This window comes from Aquibacillus salsiterrae (assembly GCF_028416595.1).
Lineage (GTDB): Bacteria > Bacillota > Bacilli > Bacillales > Amphibacillaceae > Aquibacillus_A > Aquibacillus_A salsiterrae.
On record NZ_JAMQKC010000012.1, the window covers coordinates 25,616 to 50,993 of the forward strand.

Annotated in this window: 23 protein-coding genes; 16 read left to right on the plus strand and 7 right to left on the minus strand. The window is 37.4% G+C overall.

What is annotated here, in order from left to right:
* Positions 1 to 133: 133 nt before the first annotated feature.
* Positions 134 to 1,291 carry a sporulation protein YhbH gene (gene yhbH / locus NC799_RS12295; RefSeq protein WP_272446744.1) on the plus strand — a complete coding sequence of 386 codons (1,158 nt, stop codon included), beginning with the start codon at positions 134 to 136 and terminating at the stop codon, positions 1,289 to 1,291.
* A 244-nt stretch (positions 1,292 to 1,535) separates the two neighbouring features.
* Here the strand turns inward: yhbH and NC799_RS12300 are convergent, their stop codons facing one another.
* Both NC799_RS12300 and NC799_RS12305 read right to left on the minus strand, forming a co-directional pair.
* Positions 1,536 to 1,943 carry a spore coat protein gene (locus tag NC799_RS12300; protein ID WP_272446745.1) on the minus strand — a complete coding sequence of 136 codons (408 nt, stop codon included), beginning with the start codon at positions 1,941 to 1,943 and terminating at the stop codon, positions 1,536 to 1,538.
* 26 nt (positions 1,944 to 1,969) lie between these two features.
* Positions 1,970 to 2,248 carry a hypothetical protein gene (locus NC799_RS12305; protein WP_272446746.1) on the minus strand — a complete coding sequence of 93 codons (279 nt, stop codon included), beginning with the start codon at positions 2,246 to 2,248 and terminating at the stop codon, positions 1,970 to 1,972.
* 1,348 nt (positions 2,249 to 3,596) lie between these two features.
* On the opposite strand from NC799_RS12305, the gene NC799_RS12310 reads away from it, so the two are divergent.
* Positions 3,597 to 4,667, plus strand: coding sequence for an undecaprenyldiphospho-muramoylpentapeptide beta-N-acetylglucosaminyltransferase (locus tag NC799_RS12310; protein WP_272446747.1), 1,071 nt, complete (start codon positions 3,597 to 3,599; stop codon positions 4,665 to 4,667).
* A 213-nt stretch (positions 4,668 to 4,880) separates the two neighbouring features.
* On the opposite strand, the gene NC799_RS12315 is transcribed toward NC799_RS12310, so the two are convergent.
* Together NC799_RS12315 and NC799_RS12320 are read right to left on the minus strand one after the other, a co-directional pair.
* Positions 4,881 to 7,988 (minus strand): MMPL family transporter, encoded by a 3,108-nt coding sequence (locus NC799_RS12315; RefSeq protein ID WP_272446748.1) that lies wholly within the window; start codon positions 7,986 to 7,988, stop codon positions 4,881 to 4,883.
* A 40-nt stretch (positions 7,989 to 8,028) separates the two neighbouring features.
* Positions 8,029 to 8,475: a MarR family winged helix-turn-helix transcriptional regulator gene (locus tag NC799_RS12320; protein ID WP_272446749.1), complete on the minus strand. Its 447-nt coding sequence runs from the start codon at positions 8,473 to 8,475 to the stop codon at positions 8,029 to 8,031.
* A 254-nt stretch (positions 8,476 to 8,729) separates the two neighbouring features.
* Between NC799_RS12320 and NC799_RS12325 the strand changes: the two genes are divergently transcribed.
* Positions 8,730 to 9,557, plus strand: coding sequence for an aldo/keto reductase (locus tag NC799_RS12325; protein ID WP_417006684.1), 828 nt, complete (start codon positions 8,730 to 8,732; stop codon positions 9,555 to 9,557).
* A gap of 121 nt (positions 9,558 to 9,678) precedes the next feature.
* On the opposite strand, the gene NC799_RS12330 is transcribed toward NC799_RS12325, so the two are convergent.
* Positions 9,679 to 10,233 (minus strand): beta-class carbonic anhydrase, encoded by a 555-nt coding sequence (locus NC799_RS12330; RefSeq protein ID WP_272446776.1) that lies wholly within the window; start codon positions 10,231 to 10,233, stop codon positions 9,679 to 9,681.
* A 1,214-nt stretch (positions 10,234 to 11,447) separates the two neighbouring features.
* On the opposite strand from NC799_RS12330, the gene NC799_RS12335 reads away from it, so the two are divergent.
* The 4 genes from NC799_RS12335 to NC799_RS12350 all read left to right on the plus strand — a co-directional run bounded on the left by NC799_RS12335 (position 11,448) and on the right by NC799_RS12350 (position 16,522).
* Positions 11,448 to 12,272 carry a S1C family serine protease gene (locus NC799_RS12335; RefSeq protein WP_272446751.1) on the plus strand — a complete coding sequence of 275 codons (825 nt, stop codon included), beginning with the start codon at positions 11,448 to 11,450 and terminating at the stop codon, positions 12,270 to 12,272.
* Positions 12,273 to 12,710: 438 nt separating this feature from the next.
* On the plus strand, positions 12,711 to 13,454 hold the full coding sequence (gene sigI, locus NC799_RS12340) for an RNA polymerase sigma factor SigI (RefSeq protein WP_272446777.1): 744 nt from the start codon (positions 12,711 to 12,713) through the stop codon (positions 13,452 to 13,454).
* Positions 13,451 to 14,659, plus strand: a complete 1,209-nt coding sequence (locus NC799_RS12345; RefSeq protein ID WP_272446752.1) for an anti-sigma-I factor RsgI family protein — start codon at positions 13,451 to 13,453, stop codon at positions 14,657 to 14,659. Before sigI ends, NC799_RS12345 begins: the two co-directional genes overlap by 4 nt.
* Positions 14,660 to 14,956: 297 nt before the next feature.
* On the plus strand, positions 14,957 to 16,522 hold the full coding sequence (locus NC799_RS12350) for a bifunctional GNAT family N-acetyltransferase/carbon-nitrogen hydrolase family protein (RefSeq protein WP_272446753.1): 1,566 nt from the start codon (positions 14,957 to 14,959) through the stop codon (positions 16,520 to 16,522).
* 122 nt (positions 16,523 to 16,644) lie between these two features.
* Here the strand turns inward: NC799_RS12350 and NC799_RS12355 are convergent, their stop codons facing one another.
* Complete coding sequence (locus tag NC799_RS12355) at positions 16,645 to 16,881, minus strand: YhdB family protein (protein WP_272446754.1); 237 nt, start codon at positions 16,879 to 16,881, stop codon at positions 16,645 to 16,647.
* A gap of 285 nt (positions 16,882 to 17,166) precedes the next feature.
* Between NC799_RS12355 and NC799_RS12360 the strand changes: the two genes are divergently transcribed.
* The 6 genes from NC799_RS12360 to NC799_RS12385 all read left to right on the plus strand — a co-directional run bounded on the left by NC799_RS12360 (position 17,167) and on the right by NC799_RS12385 (position 22,352).
* Positions 17,167 to 17,934 (plus strand): YhcN/YlaJ family sporulation lipoprotein, encoded by a 768-nt coding sequence (locus tag NC799_RS12360; RefSeq protein WP_272446755.1) that lies wholly within the window; start codon positions 17,167 to 17,169, stop codon positions 17,932 to 17,934.
* Between the two features lie 168 nt (positions 17,935 to 18,102).
* Positions 18,103 to 18,570, plus strand: coding sequence for an S-ribosylhomocysteine lyase (locus tag NC799_RS12365; RefSeq protein ID WP_272446756.1), 468 nt, complete (start codon positions 18,103 to 18,105; stop codon positions 18,568 to 18,570).
* A 60-nt stretch (positions 18,571 to 18,630) separates the two neighbouring features.
* On the plus strand, positions 18,631 to 20,004 hold the full coding sequence (locus tag NC799_RS12370) for a dipeptidase (RefSeq protein WP_272446757.1): 1,374 nt from the start codon (positions 18,631 to 18,633) through the stop codon (positions 20,002 to 20,004).
* A gap of 76 nt (positions 20,005 to 20,080) precedes the next feature.
* The gene (locus NC799_RS12375; protein ID WP_272446758.1) at positions 20,081 to 20,236 is read left to right on the plus strand and encodes a hypothetical protein; all 156 of its coding nucleotides are present in this window, start codon (positions 20,081 to 20,083) and stop codon (positions 20,234 to 20,236) included.
* Between the two features lie 232 nt (positions 20,237 to 20,468).
* Complete coding sequence (locus NC799_RS12380; RefSeq protein WP_272446759.1) at positions 20,469 to 20,819, plus strand: rhodanese-like domain-containing protein; 351 nt, start codon at positions 20,469 to 20,471, stop codon at positions 20,817 to 20,819.
* A 123-nt stretch (positions 20,820 to 20,942) separates the two neighbouring features.
* Complete coding sequence (locus NC799_RS12385) at positions 20,943 to 22,352, plus strand: SpoVR family protein (protein ID WP_272446760.1); 1,410 nt, start codon at positions 20,943 to 20,945, stop codon at positions 22,350 to 22,352.
* A gap of 73 nt (positions 22,353 to 22,425) precedes the next feature.
* On the opposite strand, the gene NC799_RS12390 is transcribed toward NC799_RS12385, so the two are convergent.
* A complete protein-coding gene (locus tag NC799_RS12390) occupies positions 22,426 to 22,794 on the minus strand; it encodes a four-helix bundle copper-binding protein (RefSeq protein ID WP_272446761.1) in 369 nt (122 codons plus the stop codon).
* Positions 22,795 to 23,148: 354 nt separating this feature from the next.
* On the opposite strand from NC799_RS12390, the gene NC799_RS12395 reads away from it, so the two are divergent.
* The 3 genes from NC799_RS12395 to NC799_RS12405 all read left to right on the plus strand — a co-directional run bounded on the left by NC799_RS12395 (position 23,149) and on the right by NC799_RS12405 (position 25,360).
* Complete coding sequence (locus tag NC799_RS12395) at positions 23,149 to 23,343, plus strand: hypothetical protein (protein ID WP_417006683.1); 195 nt, start codon at positions 23,149 to 23,151, stop codon at positions 23,341 to 23,343.
* A gap of 188 nt (positions 23,344 to 23,531) precedes the next feature.
* Positions 23,532 to 24,659 (plus strand): copper resistance D family protein, encoded by a 1,128-nt coding sequence (locus NC799_RS12400; protein ID WP_272446763.1) that lies wholly within the window; start codon positions 23,532 to 23,534, stop codon positions 24,657 to 24,659.
* Between the two features lie 101 nt (positions 24,660 to 24,760).
* Entirely contained in the window at positions 24,761 to 25,360 is a 600-nt protein-coding gene (locus NC799_RS12405; RefSeq protein ID WP_272446778.1) for a YitT family protein, read from the plus strand.
* Positions 25,361 to 25,378: the final 18 nt, after the last annotated feature.

The window sequence follows — 25,378 nt, forward strand, 5'->3', positions numbered from 1 at the left end:
TTCTCGAGAGATAAGAAAGTTATAAAAAATCCAGGAGCTTTTCTTATCCAACTATTTGAATTTTCTTTAAAAAAGTTTAATCAAACCGAATGTACGTGCATAGGATAGATTAATACAAGTAAGGAGGGGAAAAATGACTGACTCCAAAAGTTTTGTGATTTCAGAAGAAGATTGGTCCCTCCACCGCAAAGGATATGATGACCAGAAGCGCCATCAAGACAAAGTGCAAGATGTCCTCAAGAAGAAACTCCCCGACTTAGTAAGTGAAGAAAACATCATCATGTCTAGAGGGAAAGATGTCGTTCGTATTCCAATTCGCTCACTCGATGAGTACAAAATCCGTTATAGTCAAGACAAGAACAAACACGCAGGCCAGGGAAATGGTAACAGTGATATTGGTGATGTCGTTGCCAAAGACGGTACACCACAAAAGGGACCAGGAAAAGGTTCAGGTGCAGGAGATCAAGCTGGTGAAGATTACTATGAAGCAGAAGTGTCATTTGAGGAACTTGAGGAAGCATTTTTTAATGAGTTAGAATTACCGAATTTAAAAGAAAAAGAAAAAGATAACATTGTTACAACAGATATCGAGTTTCGAGACATTCGTAAAAAAGGTTTAATTGGAAACATTGATAAAAAGCGAACAATGCTCGAGGCTTTTAAGCGAAATGCCATGGCAGGAAAAGCCCAGTTCAACCCGATTTATCCTGACGATTTACGATTTAAAACTTGGGATGAAATTCAAAAACCAGAATCAAAGGCAGTCGTATTAGCGATGATGGACACAAGTGGTTCGATGGGGCAATGGGAAAAGTATATGGCCCGTAGCTTTTTCTTTTGGATGACTCGTTTTTTACGTTCTAAATATGAGACTGTTGAGATTGAATTCATCGCCCACCATACCGAAGCAAAAGTCGTTGACGAAGAATCCTTTTTCACAAAAGGAGAAAGTGGCGGAACCATTTGTTCATCTGCTTACCGAAAAGCATTAGAGTTAATTGAGAAAAAATACTCGCCTGACCGTTTCAACATTTATCCATTTCACTTCTCTGATGGTGACAATTTAACATCAGATAACAGAAGATGTGTAGCGCTAATTAAAGAATTAGTCGAAGTATCAAGTATGTTTGGTTATGGTGAGGTTAACCAGTTTAATCGCCATTCTACTTTAATGCAGGTATTTAGACAAATTGAAGACCCGCGATTAAATTACTATGTGTTACGAAAACAAGCAGATGTTTTCTACGCAATGAAAAAATTCTTTAATAAACAAGTAGAAGAAATAGTATAATAGATAAGCCTCCAGGTATATACCTTGAGGCTTTGTTATAAAGATAAGGAAGTATAAAAAGATCCAAGAGCTGTCTTGCTCCGGGCACCTACCCCCTCTAGGTCTTAAGCTGGGCAAGGCGCCCTGCACTTTTCTTAGAAGGGTAGCCCATATTTTTAAAAATATGGGCTACGTGTATTAAATTAGTAACCATTTACATGGGGGTGAATAGACTACTAGTGAGATATCTCTACTTTATGCCTGATTAAAGAATATCTAGTTGGCCGACTAGTGTTAGAAGGATTTGCAATAGTACTTGGATAGACGCAGCAATATCTGTGTCAGTAGAAGTGATTGTTACACCTTCAGAACCATCGACAACAATTAGTTGACGGTTTGATTGCTCGATTTGTGCATATGCAAGTAAATCCTCTGTTACTTGTTTCGCTTCTGAGCTATCAGCAATTGAAATTTGCACGACAATTGCAATCGCAACCTGAAGAGCTGCTTGTAGTGATACAGCTATTTGCGTATCGGTAGTATCAACATTCACATCCGTAGAATTTAATACGAAAATCGCCTCGTTAGACGACTGTTCTAACCCCGCAATTTGATCTTGATATTGACTTACATTTTTCGCATTAACACTTTTTCCATTGACATTTTTCGCCATGAAAAATTCCTCCTTAATAGATTTTATTAATTAGACTTTCCATCAACCTTTTGAAGCTTCTTCATAATTGCTTCAATCGATGTGCTCATCTGTTCTCCGTTTTTATTATATTGATCTTCCAAAAACTTCTCTGCCTGCTCCTGTAGAGCTGCAATGGAATCTCTGACATTGTTTTTGTCTTTTTCAGATAATCTTGCTAACTTTTTACTTTCCTTGGACAAGTTGTAACGGTTTAATAAGCTATTAACCTTTAGTTTGATGAGACTGTTTGAAATATTGGATAAATTGTTTGACAAATCTCCCAATTCTTTCCCTCCTTTTTCTTGCTAAGTCTTACAGTACTATATATAGTATTTTGGTGAAAAAAGGGAAGGGCAACACACCTAGTCCTACAAAAAATAGGTATATCAATTAACTAGATGCTGAAAGGGTGATTTTTACAAATAAGGATGTCGGTATCCTCGTAAGATAAGAAAGTATAAAAAAACCAAGAGCAGTCTAGTGCAGGGCACACTTAACCCTCCCGAGTCTAAAACAATACTTTACATGGAAAAGACCGCCATTCCGCGGCTTGTCTTACGATTTTTATGGGTGGGCAAGTGCATTCCTGGGTTTTATAGGGGATCTTAGATTCAGGATACCTTTTTGATTACCGATTGAGCCCTGTTAAGTGTCAAACGGTAGTCAAAGACCGATATTAACGCCCGACCAAGCCCTTCTAGCGGTCAAACGGTAGTCAAAGAACAATATTAACGCCCGACCAAGCCCTTCTAGCGGTCAAACGGTAGTCAAAGAACGATATTAACGCCCGATTGAGCCCTGTTAAGTGTCAAACGGTAGTTAAAGAATGATATTAACGCCCGATTGCCCCCTGTTAGCGGTCAAACGGTAGTCAAAGACCGATATTAACGCCCGACCGAGCCCATCCAGCGGTCAAACGGTAGTCAAAGAACAATATTAACGCCCGACCAAGCCCTTCTAGCGGTCAAACGGTAGTCAAAGACCGATATTAACGCCCGACCGAGCCCTTCTAGCGGTCAAACGGTAGTCAAAGACCGATATTAACGCCCGACCAAGCCCTTCTAGCGGTCAAACGGTAGTCAAAGACCGATATTAACGCCCGACCAAGCCCTTCTAGCGGTCAAACGGTAGTCAAAGACCGCTAATGACGCCCGATTGAGCCCTTCTAGCGGTCAAACGGTAGTCAAAGAACGATATTAACGCCCGACCGAGCCCTTCTAGCGGTCAAACGGTAGTCAAAGAACGATATTAACGCCCGACCAAGCCCTTCTAGCGGTCAAACGGTAGTCAAAGAACGCTAATGACGCCCGATTGAGCCCTGCAAGCGGTCAAACGGTAGTCAAAGACCGATATTAACGCCCGGTTGCCCCCTGTTAAGTGTCAAACGGTAGTCAATTGTGCTCCACTTCGTAGCCTGCCTTAGTCTTCCAAGGCGCTTACGCTTTTCTTAATTGGATGTTTTGCTGATGATAAAAACATAGAGATTGATTACCAAAAAAAGTGCATACCTGTGCACAATTGATACTAAAATAAGTAATGGATAAAACTACACTTCCCTTTTTGTTAAATTAAGATAAACTGAATATAAGTGTGTCAAATCATAATTGCTTAAGATAGAAAGGGCGTTTCTATATGGGTGACAAGCGTATTTTGTTTACTGGTGGTGGAACAGCGGGTCACGTAATTGTTAATCTTGCTGTTATTCCAACTTTTCAAAAAGAAGGATGGGAGATAGATTACATCGGTTCGAAAAATGGGATTGAACGTGAATTAGTTAGCAAATTAGAAGGAGTTACATACCATCCTATTTCTACGGGAAAGCTTAGACGATATTTCTCTAAAGAAAATTTTAAAGATCCATTTAAGGTGTTAAAAGGAACAATGCAGGCCTATCAAATTATAGGTAAGCGGAAACCTGCTGTGATTTTTTCTAAAGGAGGGTTTGTTTCTGTCCCAGTATTAATTGCTGCAAAGCTTCGAGGCGTTCCTGCTGTAATCCATGAATCCGACTATACACCTGGTTTAGCTAATAAGATTGCCATTCCATTTGCTGAAAAAGTGTTAGCAACGTTTCCGGAAACAATGCAATATTTACCAGCAAACAAGTCGGAATGGGTTGGTGCTGTAGTCCGTAGTGAATTGTTTCAAGGTAGTAAGCAAAAGGGGCTATCGTTTGCTGGTTTACAAGGAAATAAGCCGGTCCTATTAATCATGGGTGGTAGCGGTGGAGCTCAAAAAATAAATCAAGCGATAAGAAAGAACTTAGATGTCTTACTTGATGAATTTGAAATTATTCATATTTGTGGAAAAGGTAATGTAGATGACAAGGCACGGGCAGAAGGATACGCTCCATTTGATTACATTAATGAAGAGTTACCAGATGTGTTTGCTGCAACTGATTTTGTCCTGTCTAGGGCTGGGTCTAATGCGATTTTTGAGTTTCTAGCATTGAAAAAACCGATGCTACTCATTCCCCTTTCTAGAAATGCAAGCAGGGGCGACCAAATTTTAAATGCTAATTCGTTTAAGAAACAAGGCTATGCTAATGTTTTAGAAGAAGAAGAGTTAACCGGTGAACGTTTAGTTAAGGAATTGAAGCAATTAAAAGATGGAAAGACTACGATGTTAAAAAGTATGCGAACGTATGAAAGCCATCAAGCGAAAGATACAGTGATAAACATAATTAAGGATGCAGGTAAATGATAGATTTAAAAAACGTGTCAGTAGCAAATCACTGACACGTTTCTTTAATAAGTTTAAAAAATCAATGGCTGACCAGGCGATCTGCGCTTTTCTTATTGTCTAGCTCCAGCGCCTAGCCCCTCGGGTCATAAGTCAATCCCTTCTGTGGCAAAGAGCGCCACGTCAGGTCTCGTCTTATGCCTGTCGGGGCTGACCAAGGCGCCTGCGCTTTTCTTATTGTTTTTTTCTGTCTATTGGAAATGGCCACCAGTTTGCATTGCCGAATAGTTTAACCATAACTGGTACAAACAACGGAAGCATAATAAATGCATACAGGAAAAGGCCAGTTAATACTACAGCGGCAATCTGTAACAGAGATAGGACACCAGATGGCATCATGGCAGCAAATGTTCCGCCTAATATGACAGCTGCAGAGATGATGACTGTTCCCATGTTTTTCATCGCATGGATTAATCCATCTTTAATCTGCATTTGCTTATTTTCATTAAAGCGGTCCATTAAGAAAATGCTGTAGTCAATCCCTAGTGCTACTAATATAACAAAAGCAAAGAAGCTTACTGCCCAGCTCATCCCTTCATAACCCAGGATATTCACAAAAATAATTTCAGAAATACCCATCGTTGTATAATAAGTTAGAATTAACGAACCAATTAAATACAATGGCATAATCAATGATCTTAATAAGATTACTAAGATGATAAAGATACCTGAGAGCATTAAAACAACGGTGCGGGCATAGTCACCATCAGAGATTTGTCGTAAGTCATTGTTTGTGCTTGACACACCACCAATCGCGAAATTGCTATCTTGATAAACAGTACCAGCAACAATCGATTCGATGGAATCATTGATTGCCTCAACGGTCTCCATTGCTTCCGTCGAGTATGGACTATTTTCTAAGACAACTTCAAATTTAGTTATCTTTCGGTCATCTGATACATACGGTGAAATCCCGTCAATGAAATCCTCATTCTCTAGTGCTTCTGCTGGGATGTGGACAGAGGCCGTCGTACCTTCTGTCGAGAAATCGCCAAGGAAGCTTTGCGCTTCATTAAGTCCATCAGAAATTTGGCGCAACCCGTCTGTGCCTTCATCTAAACCATCTGTTAATTGTTTGATTTGGTCTTGCATATCGATAAATGCTTGTTTTAATTCTGCTTGACCACCATACAATTGTTCAAGTCCATTTTGAAGTTCAGGCACGCCACTTACTACTTGTTGTTGTCCGCCTGCCGCTTGGTTTAAGCCTTGTTGCAACTCTCCAATCGCTTGACTCAATCGTGTTAAACCATTAGAAAGCTGTTGTTGAGAGTTAATGGTTTCCTGATACCCCAAGTTAGCTGCAGTTATTCCTGTCATCACTTTGTTTTCAAGTGTTTGATTAAGTGCTAGCAAGCCAGGTTTGTCATCTGCACCATTTAAAGCAATATCTATCTGTCCTTTTGCAGTTTGAAACGCTTTGTCTGTTTGTAATTCAGGATTGTTTTGTTCAGTAACGTCTAAATTTTGCAACGAACCTTGCAAGACTTGCGTATATCCTTGGTAACCTTTAACAATAGGAGTAAGGCCTGCTTCTAATTCTTGATAGCCTGCTAATAGTTCTTTGTTACCATCAATGGTCTTTTGTAAATTCGTTTGAATTGATTGCAAATTCGTCTTTATTTCGCCAGCACCCTGTGCACCGGATGAAATTCCATCTTCAATTTGGACGAGTGCTGTTTGCAATTCACCGATTCCATTGTTTGCTTGTTCTGTCCCAGATAGTAATTGTGTAACCCCATTTTCAGCTTCTTTTAATTGCGGCTGTGAGCTTTGTAGTTGTGATGAAGCATCAGACAAGCCTGACTCAATTTCATTTATCCCATTAACACTTTCTCCAATTCCGTCACCTAGTTGTTCGGTTTGATTGGAGATTTTAAAATCTTCAATAATTTCACCGGTAGGACGTGTTGCACTTCTAACCGATTTAACCCCTTCAACTTTTGATAATTGATAGGAAATTGACTCGATTGCTTGAAAATCTTCTGCCGCTTCGATTGATTCATCCGTCTCAAATACTACTGAAGTTGGCATAGCCTGCCCAGGTCCAACACTGTTGGATAGCCAGTTGAACGCTTTAACAGAATCATAGTCATCACCAATCTCCTCTAGTGAGTTGTAAGACTTTTGACCATCAAAAACGATTAAACTAGGAACAACAATAGCTGAGACAATTAAGATAGCCAGAGCAGGTCTTGCCCAAGCAAAATTACCTACCATCTTCCAAAGTCCACTTTCACGGTGTGCTACATCTTTATCAAATGGCCAAAACAGCTTTTTGCCGAACGCAACTAAGAAAAACGGAACAAGCGTAGGTAAGGCAATCAATACTACAGCAACCCCGACGGCAACTGCTACGGCAGATTGATAAAGTGAAAAGGTTGAGAACCCAATGGTTGAGAAGCCAATTAAGACGGCTATGCCAGCAAAAAAAATGGTTTTCCCTGCTGATTGATACGTAGCAATCACTGCTTCTTTTGTTGTCTCATGGTTGCCAAGCTCTTCTTTAAAGCGACTTATGAGTAGAATACAATAATCTGTTCCAATTCCAAACATAACCGCAACCATAAATATTTGCGTAAAGGTTGATAAAGGGAAATCAGCTGTTTTAGCTAATATAGAAACAATCGATTGAGCAACTAAATAACTAATACCTACAGTGATTAACGGTATAAAGGGTGCAACAAGCGACTTGAAAACGACAAATAAAATTAACAGAATAAATCCAACTGTTATAAATTCCGTTTTCTTCAGTCCTTTTTCTGAATTAACAATAACGTCATTGGAAATGAATTCCTGTCCAGTAAGGGCGTGATCAATTTCCGTATCTTCTATAGCTTGATAGATTTGTGACTTTGCTTCATCTATTGACCGGTCTCTAATTGAAATGTCCATTGGTACAAGAATCGTGGTACCGTCTTTTGAAACAACCTGTTCTTCGATACGACTGTCTTCCGTGAAAGACAGAATATTAGAGATAGCTAATTCTTCTTTGTTGTCCGAAAGAGTTGTAATCGCATCTGCAACGGCTTGTTTTTGGTCCTCGGTAAGTGGTTTATCTTCATGAAAAACCATTACCCCTGAAACAGTGTTTTCATCATTGTTCTCTGCCATTTGTTCGATTAATTTTGCGGCATTAGACGAAGAATAACCGTCAGGGACACCAATTTCCCCTTTGTCTCTAACTAACTCTTGTAAGTTAGGGGAAAAGAGCATAAATAAAACGACAGCTGCAATCCATAGTGCAAAGATTGGCCATCTTAGTTGAATAACTTTCCTCATGTATTTTCTCTCCTTATCGGGAATCTAGACGAGATGACTCTTATGTTTTATGATTTCGCAAAATACCTACGAGCTTTTCTAACGTTTTTACAAAGGTTTCTACTTCCGCTCGGTCAAAATTCAATAAAATTTTACCAAGTACTTCATACAATCGCTCGGACGCTTCTTCCATCAATGCAACACCGCTCGGGGTTAAGGATAGATAGACAATCCGTCTGTCTTCATCATCGCGTTTGCGGTGAAGTAGTTCTCTTTCTACTAAGCGATTGACCTGGGCGGTTACAGCACTTTTACCTATCGAGAATTCTTGTGCGATGTCTGTGCTCGTACATGACTGTCTCTTTAGAACAAACCGTAATGTGGAAAATTGGTCAGTTGTAAGTTCTTGATGGACCTTTGCATTCATTAATTGGTTGACACGGCGGGTTACTTCGTTCATTGCCGACGTATATAGCTCAACGAGGTCATGTAGCTCATCCTTATTCATTGGTTCGCTCCTCTCCATAAAGGTTTAATGATTAAATAGTTTGATAGGTGAACTATATTAAAATACCATCTGTTACATGGAAAAGCAAGTAGCAAAGTAGTTTGTTCACTCTAGGAGTCGGTTCCCGCTTATTTTCCCCGAATGTAGTTCGAATTTGGACAAGTGAATTTCTTCAGCATGAGTTGTTCTTCTTTGTTATTTTAGTTCCATCCTTTAAAATAATAAGTAGTAAAAATAAAAGGGAAGGGGTTATAATAATGAGCTTAACAACAACTGCAACCTTACATAATGGTGTCCAAATTCCAAGACTTGGTCTCGGTGTGTATAAAATGGAGGATGGCACCGATGTTTATCACGCTGTTTTGTCTGCTTTAGAAATAGGGTATCGCCACATTGATACGGCATCCTTTTATCAAAATGAAGAAGGAGTAGGGCGAGCGATTCGTGATAGTGGAATTCCACGAGAAGAGATCTTTGTAACGACAAAAGTATGGAATGATGAGCAAGGTTATGAGAATACGAAAAAAGCCTTTCAAGCAAGTCTGGAACGACTAGGATTGGATTATGTTGATTTATACCTCGTTCATTGGCCAGTCCCTGGTAAATACAAAGAAACTTATAAGGCATTAGAGGAATTTTATAAAGCTAAAAAGGCGCGCGCTATCGGTGTTAGTAACTTCCTACCGCATCATTTAGAGGACTTATTAACAGATGTCGAAATTAAACCAATGGCCAATCAAATTGAACTGCATCCACAATTAACGCAAACGGAAACGAGAGAATTTTGTAAAAAGCATGATATTATTGTGGAAGCGTGGTCTCCATTAGCGAAAGCGCGCTATTTAGATGATCCAGTCCTTCAATCGCTTGCTGAAAAATACAATAAAACAGCCGCCCAGATTATTATTAGATGGGAATATCAAAGTGATATTGTAACAATCCCGAAGTCCGTAAAGCCAACAAGACAAAAAGAAAATGCTGATATTTTTGATTTTGAACTGACAGAAGAGGATATGAAAAAAGTCGATGGATTGAATCAAGATAAACGCACTGGTCCACATCCAGATGAATTTAATTATTAAATATTTCGATGTATAAAGCAGAAATTAGAATCGATAGAAAAAGAGCATACGATTAGCCATATGCTCTTTTTCTATCATGACAAAATGAATAGGATACAGGTTGCCAAATTGCTTATTTTAATTAATAACCGTTTTCGACTAAATCAAGTCCACCTGTTTCAGGGTCAATGACGAGACCGTGAACAGGAATCGACGGCGGAAGCATTGGGTGATTGCGAATAACCTCAACACTGTTTTTGACAGAGTCCTCGACCTTGTCAAACCCTTTAATCCAATCTTCAACATTAATCCCATTTGCTTCTAGTTGGTTGAGTGTTTCTTTCGGCATGTCTCTTTTGGATAGTAATCCTTCTAATTTCTCGCGATTGAAGCCAGTCATCCCACATTTGTGATGCCCGATCACAAAGATTTCATCAGCTTCAAGCGCATATGTAGCAACAATTAAGCTTTTCATGACACTATCGTACGGATCTCGCAAAATAGCCCCGGCATTCTTGACCATTTTTACATCCCCGTTTTTGATGTTAAGTGCTTTTGGCAATAATTCCACCAAACGTGTGTCCATGCAAGTGAAGATGACCGCTCGCTTATTTGGAATAACATCCGTCTCGTAAGCTTTATACTGTTCATCTTCTACAAATTTTTTGTTATAAGCTAAAACATCATCCAATAACATAAATTCCTCATCTCCCTTATCGGTATGTTTTTTTATACTATAATCGATAATCGATTTTGATGCAATCATAGTGGGCTAATTCAACATCGTTAACTTTTCGCTACAAAATCAGTAGCGGTTGGTATTGACAGTAGTAGTTTCGAAAAAGGTAAAATTTGCTATACTATGAAAAATGAAGTTGACGAACCAAAATCAAGGTAATATAATAAAATCATTAAATCACAAAAGGGGTCATTTCAATGTTCAAACATATGATTGTATCTGTAAATACAAATCAATTTAATAGACGAGTGACCTCCTGTACGATTGTTTAAAGTAAACTATTCCAAAAAGGGAATAGTGTCTTTATTTTAAATGGAGTATTAAGGTCACGCATAACTGTCCGTGACCTTTTTTGAAAGATAAGAGAAAAGTTCCAAGAGCTGTCTAGCTCTGCGCCTAGCCCCTCGGGTCTGACCAAGGTGCCTACGCTTTTCTTATTTGAGAAAACACATGCGTCCAAGGACGTATGTGTTTTTGTGTTTTACGGGATTAATGCTTGCTATGCAAGTTTTAATATAGATAATTTATAACCTTTTAAAAGGAGAGATGAAATGATGTTAATACCAATGAGAGGAATTACTTTACTACATCAAAAAAACGAGAGGAAGCTAATCAGAAAGAGGATGTTCAAAAAGAAGAGATAAGTCAATCGATGTTATGTATCCAATCTATTGATTTCAATCTATCTTTTTGAACAGCAACAAATCAAAAAGAATAGGTGATAAAATGTTTTTTAGAAAACTTAGAAAGCTAGATTGGTTTTTTAACGAATTTCTACGTAGGTATAAAATTATTTTTGTTGTTCAATTCAAAGAAAATAGTCCAGTAATTGATCGAATGGTCTTCATTGTATCAAAATCAAATTAATTTAATATAAAAGAAAGGTGTTTTGACTATGAATCAGTTCCAAAGCAAAAAGAAGGCAGAATTATTAAAAGAGGAATGGAAAGATAGCCGATAGATTAGTGCAATAAATTTGTGCTTTTCTTAAAAGATAAGATTAGTCTTGTCGAATGGTGCAATGTAAAACTGAGATATTTCCCGGGAAATGGCGATTCCTGTTTGAAATTGCTTGTCGTTAAAACATCCTAAAGGTTGACCGAAATTAAAGGTAAAAATGGTATAATGAAAGAGAGATAACGAATTAACCTTTAGTCCTAAGAGGTGAAACGATGGGTAATTCAGACTATGAAGATAAAAAAGATATTATTGACGAAGATTTGTATGAAGAAATAGATGATGAAGAAATGTATGAGTTGATCGAGCAGCAACGCAAAAAAATAAAACAAAGAACTAGTGATAACCAACAAAAAACAAGGCGGATTTTTCCAAAATGGGTTATTTGGTTAATTGCTTCTGCGATGGTTATTCAGGTTATTGCCATCATACCAAAAACGTTTTCAATACCCGCGATAGATTTTCTTGTTACATCAGCAAGGCTTTCCACATTAGATGTGATCGAAGAGTATCAGAAATCTGTCGTTGTGATAGAAGCAGGCAACAGTCGAGGGACTGGCTTTTCCATTTCTGAGGACGGGTTAATTCTTACTAATCATCACGTCATCGAGGATGAAACTAACATCATGGCAGCCTATCCAGAAGACGGATTGTTTGATGTAGACGTTATTGCTACTTATCCGGATATTGATTTGGCATTACTCAAAGTAGAAGGGAATAATTTACCTTTCTTGGAATTAGCGGATAAAACAACCTTTGAACAACAAGAGCCGATTTATTTTATCGGTAATCCGCTAAGGTTCCAAGGAATTGCCAATGAAGGCGAAGTGATTGGTTATACGGAATTAGATGATTGGGATAAGCAAATACTTATGCTTGATGCCCCTATATATAAGGGGAACAGTGGTAGTCCAGTTATTTCGATGAATGGCCAAGTTATTGGAGTAGTATTTGCTACATTAAACGATAAAGACAGAGGTCGCGTCGGATTAGCGGTACCTATCGATTATTTCCACGAAGCCTATCAAGAGAAATACTAAAAGAAAGATACTGCTTGGTACATTCACAGGCAGTATCTTTTTAAAAAAGATTAGAAGAGAAAATCCAAGCGTGGATAACTACTAGCGACAGCTACGTCAGGTCTTGCCTTATGCCTGCCTTAGTCTAACAAGGCGCCCTGCGCTTTTCTTATTCATATTTTTTATATGTTACTTAATAAACTAACAATAACCCAAGCAATCCTAACAATTTTATTACAAAAAGTAGTATAAATGTACTGGATAATACTATTTTTTTAACAAAGTTGTAATTAAAAATTGCTAGTAAAAGTTTATAAATTTATGTAAGATTACTATGAAAAATATAAATGGAGATTATAATAATGAAAAAAGTAGGGAAACAACTAAAAATATTTTTTAAATTTATACATATAACAGTCAAAAACGATGTTAGTATCCCGAATATGTATAGTACTGGTGGTGATCAAATTGTTAAATCGCCAGCTTGATGACGGAGGTTTGCCAATTGAACAACAGGTCCTTATGGTGCAACATGGCGACATAGAGTTGCAAAACCAATTGTTAAAAGCATACCAACCATTTGTCGCGAAAACTGTTTCTGAAGTTTGCAAACGGTACATCAGTCAAACAAAGGATGATGAGTTCAGCATTGGTTTATTTGCTTTTAATGAAGCGATGGGCTCTTACTCGGCCGATAAAGGGAGTTCCTTTTTATCGTTTGCACGACTTGTTATTAAGCGAAAAGTAATTGATTTTATTCGTAAAGAAAGCAACAAACCTGTTGTCGCTTCCTTAGATGTTTACTCAGAAGAAGACCAAATGGAAAATCCAGCCGAAGTAAAGCTGTCAAAGACTTTATATCAACAAGAAACAGATGAATGGAATCGACGGGAAGAAATTGCTGAGTTAAGCATTAAACTACAGGAGTATAAATTGACCTTTGAAGAGTTAACATGTATTTCACCAAAGCATGCAGATGCTAGAGAATCTGCCATCCGAATTGCAAGAATGATTTGTGATGATGAAGAACTAAAGTCATATGTCTTAAAAAAGAAAAAAGTCCCAATTAAGAAGCTTGTTCCTTTAGTGGATGTGAGTAAAAAAACTTTGGAAAGAAATAGGAAGTATATATTAGCTATGTTCATTGTACTAAGTGAGGATTACGTTTACTTAAAAGATTATTTAAAGGGGGTGGGCCAGTGAACAGAGGGATTGTTGTTAAACAACATAAACGATATACGGTTATTATGGACCAACAAGGGCAGTTTCACAAAGCCGCCCCCATTGAAGATGTTGCTATTGGGGTAGAGACGTCCTTTACTCCTAAACAAATATCTCGATATCAAAGTGTGATTGCACAAAGCTTTTTTCAAAGGAAAGTAGTAGCGATTGCTGTGATTCTTTTATTGGCAATCTTTCCGGTGTACAGTATGTTCAATCAAAATTCTGTCTATGCCTACGTGAACATTGATATTAATCCGAGTGTAGAATTAGCTATAGATAGAGATATGATGGTGGAGGATATTACACCACTAAATAAGGATGCTGAGTTATTACTTCAACAACTGAATAATTTAAAAGGAAATCCAGTAGATTACGTAACAGATCAGATTATTTCTAAGTCAAAAGAACTTAATTGGGTGACAACAATGAACACCGTCTTAATTGGAATTCATTATGAACGAGACCCAGATAAAAATAAGTTAGTAACAGAGACGATTGATGAATATTTTAAAAAGCAACCAAAAGAAGACATGAAAATAGCTACATTTGAAATACCTGATGAAGTACGTGAGGATGCTGAAGAAAAAAAAGTATCGATGAATCAATCATTGGCTGATTCAATTACTCAAGCTAAAACGGATGTAGAAGAGAAAGAAATAGATGAAGAAGCAAAAATTGATGAAGAAGAAAAAGAGTTGATCGAAGCCTATTACAAAGAATCAAATAAAAAGCGGACGATTGTAAAACAAAAGCCAAAAGTGGAAAAGGCTACTGAAAAACTTGAAGAAAAGCAAGAAAAAAAGCAGGAAAAAGAAATAAGAAAAGAAGAGAAGCAAGAAGTCAAAGAGGAACAAAAAGAGAATAAATCTGAACAACGTAGTAATGAAAAAAATAACAGCTCAAAACAACCGAACCCACAGAATAAGGATGATAAAGAAACCAAGAAGAAAGAATTACCACCAGGTCTAGAAAAGAAACTAGAAAAAGAGTTAAAAGACCCTAAACTAAAAAGTAATTTAGAAGAAATTGCGCCATATCTAAATACCGGTGAGACAGTTATTCCTACCGAGTTGGAAGAAAAACTAGAAGACCTGCCTCCAGGAATTCGAAAAAAGTTGGAGGACTATCTACCTAAGCAAGAAGATAAACAAAAGCAAAGGTTCCCGTTTAATTTTTTTAAATAAACAAACACGTTTGATGAGACAGTCCATACCGGGCTGTTTTTTCTATTGCTAAGCCCCTGATATTTTCCGGGAGGAATTCGGATACAATCGACTGGATTACGTCTTTAGTTTTCACCAAGTTACAGTCCGTACGTTTTTTTTAGTCCTGTGTAAAGTGGTATAATAGAAGAAGTACAAGGATAGTTTTGAAAGGAAATATTAGAACGCTTAACTTTTTTGTTGTATTTTTACACAATCTTTAGGTGCAGCGGTTATCTTAACAAATGGAAGCTGAAGATATAGAAGGGAGAAAATTTTGTGTCAAAAATCGATTTATCGAGTTTTGAGAAAAAGATTGAAGTAAGAAATATTCGAATGGAAGATATTGGTCAGTTGCTTGAAATGCAGAAGGTATGTTTTCCGAATATGGAACCATGGAAGCGTCAGCATCTTAAAAGTCATCTAACTATTTTTCCGGAAGGACAGTTTTGTGTTGAGTACGATGGAAAAATAATTGGTAGCTGCTCAAGTTTAATTGTCAATTTTGACGAATATGATGACAAACATACATGGGATGACATTACTGACGAAGGCTACATTACAAACCACAATCCTGAAGGGTATAATCTGTATGGGATAGAGGTCATGGTTGATCCTAATTTCCGGGGCATGAAAATTGGACGTAGGCTATATGAAGCGCGAAAGGAATTGGCGCGGGAATTAAACTTAAAAAGTATTATTATCGGGGGAAGAATCCCGAATTACCATAAGTATAAAGATGAATTAAGTCCACGGGAGTACGTGGAGGAAGTGAGCTATCAAAACATTTATGATCCAGTTCTTACATTCCAAATCATGAATGGGTTCCAAGTGATGCGGATTAATCCTGGCTATTTACCAGATGATGAGCAATCTGCCCAATTTGCCACTTTGATGGAATGGAATAACATTGATTATCAAGCGAAAACGAAGCGCCATTTCAAAACGGCATACCCTGTGCGAATAACGGTTATCCAATACATGATGAAAGATATCGAATCGTTCGAAGAGTTTGCAAAACAAGTAGAATATTACGTTGATGTTGCAGCCGATTTCGGTTCTGACTTTGCTGTTTTTCCTGAGATTTTTACCACCCAGTTAATGTCATTTTTAGAAGAAAAAGTCCCATCCAAAGCAATTCGACGTTTGGCTGATTATACTGAAGATTACATTGAATTGTTTACATCACTTGCAGTTAAATATAATGTTAACATTATTGGTGGTTCCCACTTTGTCGAAGAAGATGAGCACATATATAATATTGCTTATTTATTTAGACGTGATGGTACGATTGAAAAGCAATATAAAATCCATGTGACACCGAATGAGAAAAAGTGGTGGGGAATTCAACCAGGAGATACGGTAAAAGTATTCGATACCGATTGTGGAAAAATAGCTATTCAAGTATGCTATGATATCCAATTTCCTGAACTTTCAAGGTTTGCCGTTGACCAAGGTGCAAATATTATTTTTGTTCCGTTTTGTACAGAAGACCGACAAGGATATTTGCGAGTCAGGTACTGTGCCCAAGCCCGTGCGATTGAAAACCAAGTATACACCGTTATTGCTGGAACAGTCGGAAATCTTACCCAGGTAGAAAATATGGACATTCAATATGCCCAATCAGGAATCTTTACTCCATCTGATTTTGAGTTTGCTCGTGATGGTATTGTTGGTGAGTGTCACCCGAATATCGAAACGGTCGTGGTTGGGGATGTTGACCTTGAAATTTTGCGTCGGCAACGTAAATCTGGCACAGTAAATCAGCTGATAGATCGTAGAAGTGACCTATTTGAAATCAATTATAAAGGCTTAGAAACTGTATACAAGCCTATGGGGAAATAAGTGAAAACGAATGTGTCCAATATTTTTAGTAATCTTGAGGTGCAGGACCGAACACAGTTGCGGTTAAATAAAGAACAAAACGAGACGAAAACTGCTCTCGTTTTGTTCTGTTTCCTTTATTCTTATACTTCCATGACTGCAATTGGGGTATGACCCATTGCGTGATCAATATAATGAAGCAGATCTTCGTGACGCTCCATTACTGCTTGCTCACTATTTGTATAATGAAAGGCATGCAAGAACATTTCTATTTTTTTGGACAATAGATCATCGTTTGTCCTTACCATTAGCACTAATAAATCATCCCACTGACCCCATAAGGTAAAATACAAAGCTTTATCGTAGTCCGGGATATACATGCAAATCCTCCCTTTCTTAAAGGGTATTTATAGTATGGTCCGAATGCAGTTGAACAACCGTTGATTTTTTTGGCTTTTTTTCCATGACTTTACGCCACCCATCCATTAACTATTTATATGACGTGTGCTACTAACTTGTTCTTTTCACCACTAAAATTATGCAAAAACGTTCTTTTCAAAATTATCCTTTTTTTATCCAATCATTGGTTTGACTCATATCGTATAGGCTTTAGGTTGAGATGCATAATAACAAGGACTTCTTTAAAATTAAAGGAGGAAATGCCAATGAATTGGAAAACGATGGGTTTAACAACAGTAGCAGCTCTAACGTTATCTGCTTGTGGAACGAATGGCAATGGTCAAGATTTAGGACAAGGAAGTATCAATGAAAATGTCCAAGAAATGCGATACAACTCAGTTGGTGAAAACTATGCCGATTATTACCAAAATACACGTTACGGCAATACGCCAGCAAGATATAATCCCGGAGCAGATGGGGTAACAAATCGAGGGGATTTTGCAAACCCAGACAGTGATTATAATCCTGGAATAAACGCAGATAACACAGATGAGCACCTTGATTTTGGAAACACTCGTGGAATAGACACACGTGACAATCGTTATCAGGAAAATGTAAACGTTCGTAATAACAACGACCAAAATATAAATAACCAACGTCTAAATGTTAATAATGACCAAAATAATTTTGAGGTTGCAGACCGTGTCGCTGAAAGAATTACAAACGAGATGAATGAAATCGAACGTGTCTATGTGTTTACAACTGATAATAACGCATATGTCGCAGCAGAAATCGATAACCAAACGAACAATCGTACGACTAATGGAGATGTGAGTGATAGCTTAAAGCGTAATATCTCCCGTGTCGTTAAATCGGTTGAAAAGGATATCGATAACGTCTATGTTTCAACAAACCCAGACTTTGTTAATTTGTCTAACAACTATGCAAGAGATGCCCAACGAGGCGAGCCTGTTGAAGGGTTCTTTGATCAAATGGGTGAAATGATTGACCGAATTTTTCCTGATGCAAAATAGTCATCTAAAGCGAGGGCGCTAGCCCTCGCTTTTCTCTGAATAATAAAATCCCAAGAGAAGGCACCCGCACTTTTGTTGGGAAAAGACATTTAAACTATGATAAAATAATAACAACAGTCGCCAATTAACGTAAATATACATTTTTTTGAAAAAAAGGAGTTAAGCATAATGGTAAAAAAAATGAACGTGGAAAGCTTTAATTTAGACCATACAAAAGTAAAAGCGCCTTATATTCGCTTAGTAGGGGTAACAACCGGTCAACGAGGTGATAAAGTATACAAATATGATATTCGCTTTTGCCAACCAAATAAAGACCATATGGATATGCCAGGACTACATTCCATTGAACATTTAATGGCTGAAAATATCCGCAATCACCTAGATAATGTTTTAGATATTGGGCCAATGGGATGCCAAACAGGGTTTTACTTGGCGATTTTAAATAATGACAGTTTCGAGGATATTGCTGTAGCGCTAGAAAAAACATTGAATGATGTGCTAGCTGCTGAAGATGTACCTGCTTGCAACGAGGTTCAGTGTGGGTGGGCTGCGAATCATAGTCTTGAAGGGGCAAAGGAAATAGCAGCCGAAATGCTGAAAGGGAAAGACGAATGGCCTATTGTGTTTGCCGAATAAAAGGTTAGATTGAGCTGAATGTCACTTAGATAAGTACAAGATAATGAGGGAAGTGAAGGTATGTCGAAAAAAGTGTTAGATTATCTTCAAAACAACCATGAAAGGTTATTAAACAAGTTAACTGAATTTTTAGCCATTCCAAGTGTAAGTACCAGTAGTGTACATAAGCAAGATGTTGTAGATGCAGCGACCTTCGTGGCCGATTATTTAAAAGAGATCGGCTTTGATCAAGTCGAAATCAAAAAAACAAAGGGGCATCCTCTCGTCTATGGGGAATGGTTAGGAGCAAAAAGCAACGTTCCAACTGCCCTATTTTATGGACATTATGATGTTCAACCAGCAGAACCGTTAGAATTGTGGGATAGTGAGCCATTTAAAGCGGAAGTTCGAGATGGCAGACTCTTTGCCCGAGGCTCAAGTGATGATAAGGGACAAGTGTTTATGCAATTAGCTGTGTTTGAAGCCTACATGAAAACAGAAGGGAAACTACCAGTAAACATAAAGGTTTGTATCGAAGGTGAAGAAGAAATTGGTAGTGAAAATTTATACGAAATCTTAGCAGATAAAAAAGAGCAGTTTTCAGCAGATTTTGCTGTCATATCAGATTCCGGTATGGTTGATAACGGGCAACCAACCATTTTATATGGCCTAAAAGGTTTTACTGGACTTGAAATTACCCTCCATGGACCGAATGCAGACCTTCATTCAGGAATGTATGGTGGTGCTGTTCGAAATCCATTAATGGCAATGGCTCATCTACTTTCAACAATGAAGGATGTGGACGAGGTTGTCCAAGTGGCGGGATTTTATGATAATGTCATACCGCTAGATGATGCGGAAAGACAGTTGATTAAAGATGTTCCTAGTGAAGATTTTATTCAGTCAACTGGTGTTCCTGAAACGGTCTCAGAAAAAGGATATACGGCAAAAGAGCACACCATGGCACGACCTACACTTGAAATTAATGGACTGTTCGGTGGGTACCAGGGGGAAGGAACAAAAACAATTATTCCTTCATCAGCTACAGCTAAGTTAACCTGTCGATTAGTACCAGGTCAAAATCCTGATGAAATCCAAGAATTGTTGATTAAACATTTAGAAAATCACATTCCTTCAGGTGTTAAGTTATCGGTTAAACGCGAACCATTATCTGCTAAAGCATACAAAGTAGATCCAAATCATCCTTTAATTGAAAAGGCTGCTAAAAGTTATGAGAAAGCGTTTGGCAAAGAAGTTGTCTACGTTCGGATGGGTGGTTCCATTCCAGTTGTTGAATGGATTGACGCAATCTATAAAATTCCAGTAGTCTTGTTAGGGTTTGGTACACCGGATGACAAGTTACACTCTCCGAATGAAAGTTTCCCATTAGAAAATTTCGATAAAGGGATGAAAACGCTAGTTTATTATTGGCAAGAAGTTGCAAGTTGCAAGTAATAATTAAAACATATGGTATTTCTTTTGAGTATGCTCCTGTGCTTCTGCGGGATACTATAATCAGGAGGGATGCCAAATGGCAGATATCCAAGATTTTAATAAATTTATTAAAGCACAAAAGAACCACAAAAGTATGTATCCAGGCGATGAAGAGCATGGGGAAAAACAAATTAACTATAAGGATAACACACGTAACAATAGCAATAGTCCTGGTCCAATTGGGCGCAAATAACCCTAATAGCTAGCTGCTGCTTGGAAAAATTCCCAAGCAGCAGTATTTTTTTCAAAAATCTCGCAAGAAAAAGTAGAAAAATTATTATCCCCAAAGGATGATATAGTTGACAATAATACCTTTTAGGGCATAAGATATTTTTGTTATCTTTCTTCAAACGAACGATAATACTAAGTTGAATGAAGCATAATAAGCGAATATTTATAAGTTATTGGTCGTTAGGAGGAATCTTATGTCTGCAATAGTTATTCTGTTTGTCTTAAGTATTGTTTTTTATCTGATGTATTTACGATATTTCCCAATCAAAGGGGTTCCTTGTATCGATTTAGGTAAGACGGAATTGCTTCAACCGCACGTGAAAGTTGATATTCGTGATTATAACGTTTCTGCTAAACAAAAGGTCAATGGATCGATTGAAATGCCAATTGCTTATATAAAAAGGTATCATCATGAAATTCCCAGTAAAGAGATTCATCTAATTGCTGCAGATAAAATGGAAAAAAACTTAGGTATACGCTACTTGCAGAATAAAGGATATCGTGTTGTTGGGTACTCTTTAACTAACTGTAAATGCAAAGGATAACCTGTTAACATACTTATTTAGCTATTAAGGGGAAACAACCTTTAATAGTTTTTTTATTTTTCATCATTTTATCCTTCCTATCATACGTTATATAAAGTGGAACTAAGATAGGAGGAAACGCAATTGACGACAAATGCTCGTGAACTAGAATATGCGATTTCTGAAATTACAGAAATCGCCGAAGGATTTGGCCTTGACTTTTATCCGATGCGATACGAAATTTGTCCTCCAGAGATTATCTACACATTCGGTGCATACGGTATGCCTACACGCTTTTCACACTGGAGTTTTGGTAAACAATTTCATAAGATGAAGCTCCAATATGACCTTGGGTTAAGTAAAATATACGAACTAGTGATTAACTCTAACCCATGCTATGCATTTTTGTTAAATTCTAATAGTTTAATACAGAATAAATTAATCGTAGCACATGTTCTTGCACATTGTGACTTTTTTAAAAACAATGTTCGCTTTCAAAATACTAACAGGGATATGGTTGAGAGTATGGCTGCTACAGCAGACCGAATTGCAGCATACGAAAAACAATTCGGAATTCAAGAGGTAGAGTCATTTCTCGATGCCGTTCTTGCTATACAGGAACACATTGATCCTTCTTTATTAAAGCCGAAGCTAGATTGGGACCTAGAAGACGATGATGATTATGACACACCGCCTCAAAGAACTACACCATATGACGATCTTTGGAAATTAGACCAACCATCGAAAGCGCCAAAACCAAGAAAAAAAAGAAAGCCATTCCCACCAAAACCAGAAAAAGATTTGTTGCTTTTCATCGAACAATATAGTCGTCACTTAGAAGAATGGCAACGGGATATTTTAACGATGATGCGTAAAGAAATGCTATATTTCTGGCCACAGTTAGAAACAAAAATAATGAATGAAGGCTGGGCGTCTTATTGGCATCAACGTATTTTAAGAGAAATGGATTTAACGTCTGATGAAGCAATTGAATTTGCCTCGTTAAACGCAGGTGTAGTCCAGCCATCTAAGACACAAATTAACCCTTATTATTTAGGGATAAAAATGTTTGAAGACATTGAGGAACGATATAATAATCCAACCGAAGAAATGCAAAGATTAGGAATGAAACCAGGCTCTGGTCGGGAGAAAATCTTTGAAGTAAGGGAAATTGAGTCAGATATTTCCTTCCTACGTAATTACTTAACAAAGGATTTTGTGGACCGTGAGGATCTGTATCTCTTTGAAAAGCAAGGAAACGAATACAAGGTCACTGACAAAAACTGGGAAAATGTTCGTGACCAATTGATTACGATGCGGTTAAATGGAGGTTTCCCATACATTACTGTCCAAAATGGTGATTTCTACCATAATGGGGAATTATATTTGAAACACCATTTTGAGGGAGTGGGGCTTGACTTAACTTATCTTGAGAAAACGTTGCCTTACATCCACCAGCTATGGGGGAGAACGGTTCACATGGAAACCGTTGTGGAAGAAAAGGAAGTTTTATTCACATATGAAGGAAACAAAGTTTTGAAGAAGTATTTGTAAGTGAAAAGGTGTTCTATGGATTTATCATAGAACACCTTTTGCACTTTTCTTTGTCTAGCTCCGGGCGCTTTTCTTATCCAGCTAATGCTTTACATTCGTTTGCAAAATTTAAGCATGTTTGTGCACAGTGTTGGGAATGGTAATCTGGAAACTGTGAGCAAGTTGTTCCACAAATTTCACATATATAAGCACACGTGTTTGCTAAAGCTAGCGATAGATTGGTTCCCCTCGCTAAGTATTTTGCCATTAATGTACAAATGTCTGAACAATCACGGAGAAGCTGAATCTGTTGTTCCCTAGCCTCGAATCCTTGACTATTAGTAACTAACATAGAAATCATTTGTTCACATGTTGCTTCACAATGCTGTACAGACATTAGTAAATGATGGTGCGTATCACCTTCATATGGAATTCCTTGATATGGGTTATAAGAGTGTGGCATATTGTTCCTCTCTCCTTCGTTTGTTTTTTGTTACGTTTATAGCCTATGTGACTGTTGTTTAGGGGTGTTAGGCGAATGTCACTACTTCTGATTTTTTCTAAATAATTTCCGTAAAGCCTGGACAATAAGTAAAGTTAAATTGAAGAAAATGTGCCTTCTTGTCATTGCTCTGTTTCATCTCGAATTAAAAAGTTTTATTCTTATAAAATTTTCAAATCATAACAAAACAATCCACATTTCCATAAAGATCTTCCTTCCGTTAACAGCTGCAACCACGGAAGGTTAAGACTGTTCTTGTTTTTTCACGATTCATGATACAATGGATGAGAAGTTAAGAATGGGGTGGTGGGGAATTTGTGGACAGCAATCATATTAATTGTGTTAATATCTATTATTGCGCTTGTACTGACACTTTTGGTTGCGGGGAAAAGTGATGAAGGCTATAACCAAGCTGCCAAACAGAATATTAGTCACTTGTCTTTGATTTATATTGTCGCGATTCTAGGCTCGATTGTTGCGTTAGTTGTCTATATAGTATGGTTTTCCTAAAATCTGCGGATAAATAAAAGCTCCAAGTAGAAAAAATACTCCTGTTAAAGAACTCTTTTAGTTTCGCTTGTTTTCTACCTTATAAGTGGATATAATCTAATTGGTATTTGACCAAGTACGGGTAACGTTTCCAAAAGATAACAATCTCTTAGCTTTTTTTAGCTTCAGAGGGGGAAATAGAGACAGTAATGATTAATCAATTCGTTGTAGCAACTGAAATAATTTTGTACATATGTTTTGCTTTGCTTATGGGATCATTAGTACTCCAAGCCATACCTAAGACAAGTAAACCATTCATTTACTTTCCAAACAATACTCGAATAGCGGTCGTTATATTGATTCCTGTTTTATCTTTTTTTCCATTACTTGAAATCGGGACAATTCTTGGCGGTGATGTAGGATTATTCGTTGCTTTAAAAAGCGTTATCCTAACCTTTGAGATTGGGAAAGCTTGGATGTTTACAACACTAACATCTCTTGTATTACTCTTATATCTACTTTTTAATGATTTGGAGAAAAAACCATCTGCCGTTTGGAATGCATTCATCCTTACGTCGTTTCTAATTTTTTCGGCTGGATATGCAGGTCATGCATCGTCTATTACGAAATGGGTAGGATTCTTATCACACTCCTTCCACTTCTTAGCAGTAGTCGTTTGGGCAGGTGTTGTTCTAATCGTTGCATGGTTTTCAAAGGATGCAACAAATTGGTCTAAATTTCTCAAAATTTTCTCGCCACTAGCACTGATATGTATGTTCATTCTAATCATTGCCGGTCTAATTACTATGGCAATTGATATCAATTCCTATGATGACCCAAACGCTTCCATAGTAGATGAGTATAAAAATGGTTTAGTGGTTAATTATGGGCTAACGCTCCTGTTAAAACATATTATCTTTATCCCATTGCTCGTGTTTGCTTTTATCAATTCCATTGTTCTTAGAAACCGTTTAAACGAAAATGCTTCCTATCTACCAATCAAATGGATAAGGGCAGAAAGTATTTTCATATTACTAGTCTTAATTGTCACCGCATTCTTAGAGCTAGACTATCCGCCGCATCAGGTTGATCTATTAGTTAAATCAACTGGATATTCCCCATTATTACAAGCAATAAACAGTGGCCAACCACCATTGCCTATTAAGGTCGATTTGGTCTTTGAAATCAAACAATATTTACTTTTACTTTGCTCTTTGATTGCAGCCTGGTTGATGGTTTATTCGGCTCGGAAAAAAGAATCGCCGCTCGTTTCGATTGTCTTTGGGGTAGTGTTCATTGTAACTAGTTTTATTGCTATTGTTTCTGCTGTTCAATAGGAAAGCCAATCTAAACTTTTTTAAAATTATGGTCTTTTTCGTGTAGTAGCTGACATATGAATAGTACATGTCCACAAAATTAAGGATGGGTACTTGTGTTTATAACAAAAAAAATCGCATCAATTATTATAGGGAGTATCTTTTTATCGATTGGGGTAAACATATTTCTAGTCCCGTACCACCTGCTTGATGGGGGCGTTATTGGACTTGGATTGATTGCTAACTATTTAACAGGCGTTCAAGCTGGTTTGTTCATTATTTTCATTAGTATACCTATCTTTACGATTGCATGGGTGTACAAGCGTGCGTATTTTTATAACAGTATGCATGGAATGTTGTTTTCTTCATTTTCAATTGATTTTTTGTCATCTACCCCATTTCCTTATCTCACAGATGAATGGCTACCTCCAATTGCTAGCTCGATAATTGGCGGAATTTTGATTGGTATCGGAATCGGAATCATGCTTAGATATCAAACGAGTACAGGTGGGACTGATTTATTAGCACAATTACTGGCAACTAAAATCAATGTCAATGTAGGGGTTTTAATTTTTGTGGTAGATGCTTTTGTCATTAGTCTTGGTGGATTACTAATCTCTTTTGATGCATTTCTATTGTCGATTGTTACTATCCTGTTTGTTGGTATCTTTACAAGCTTATGCACGTGGAAAGCTACATACGTTGATAAGAATGAACTATAACAAAAAGCAGGCGCTAAT

Bases quoted from the DNA above. Each gene is read 5' to 3' on its own strand.
- NC799_RS12310 (WP_272446747.1), top strand. From the start codon at position 3,597: ATGGGTGACAAGCGTATTTTGTTTACTGGTGGTGGAACAGCGGGTCAC.
- NC799_RS12315 (WP_272446748.1), bottom strand. From the start codon at position 7,988: ATGAGGAAAGTTATTCAACTAAGATGGCCAATCTTTGCACTATGGATT.
- NC799_RS12375 (WP_272446758.1), top strand. From the start codon at position 20,081: ATGGCAGATATCCAAGATTTTAATAAATTTATTAAAGCACAAAAGAAC.
- NC799_RS12320 (WP_272446749.1), bottom strand. From the start codon at position 8,475: ATGAATAAGGATGAGCTACATGACCTCGTTGAGCTATATACGTCGGCA.
- yhbH (WP_272446744.1), top strand. From the start codon at position 134: ATGACTGACTCCAAAAGTTTTGTGATTTCAGAAGAAGATTGGTCCCTC.
- NC799_RS12355 (WP_272446754.1), bottom strand. From the start codon at position 16,881: ATGTATATCCCGGACTACGATAAAGCTTTGTATTTTACCTTATGGGGT.
- NC799_RS12370 (WP_272446757.1), top strand. From the start codon at position 18,631: ATGTCGAAAAAAGTGTTAGATTATCTTCAAAACAACCATGAAAGGTTA.
- NC799_RS12330 (WP_272446776.1), bottom strand. From the start codon at position 10,233: ATGTTATTGGATGATGTTTTAGCTTATAACAAAAAATTTGTAGAAGAT.
- NC799_RS12365 (WP_272446756.1), top strand. From the start codon at position 18,103: ATGGTAAAAAAAATGAACGTGGAAAGCTTTAATTTAGACCATACAAAA.
- NC799_RS12335 (WP_272446751.1), top strand. From the start codon at position 11,448: ATGGGTAATTCAGACTATGAAGATAAAAAAGATATTATTGACGAAGAT.
- NC799_RS12300 (WP_272446745.1), bottom strand. From the start codon at position 1,943: ATGGCGAAAAATGTCAATGGAAAAAGTGTTAATGCGAAAAATGTAAGT.
- NC799_RS12360 (WP_272446755.1), top strand. From the start codon at position 17,167: ATGAATTGGAAAACGATGGGTTTAACAACAGTAGCAGCTCTAACGTTA.
- NC799_RS12390 (WP_272446761.1), bottom strand. From the start codon at position 22,794: ATGCCACACTCTTATAACCCATATCAAGGAATTCCATATGAAGGTGAT.
- NC799_RS12380 (WP_272446759.1), top strand. From the start codon at position 20,469: ATGTCTGCAATAGTTATTCTGTTTGTCTTAAGTATTGTTTTTTATCTG.
- NC799_RS12400 (WP_272446763.1), top strand. From the start codon at position 23,532: ATGATTAATCAATTCGTTGTAGCAACTGAAATAATTTTGTACATATGT.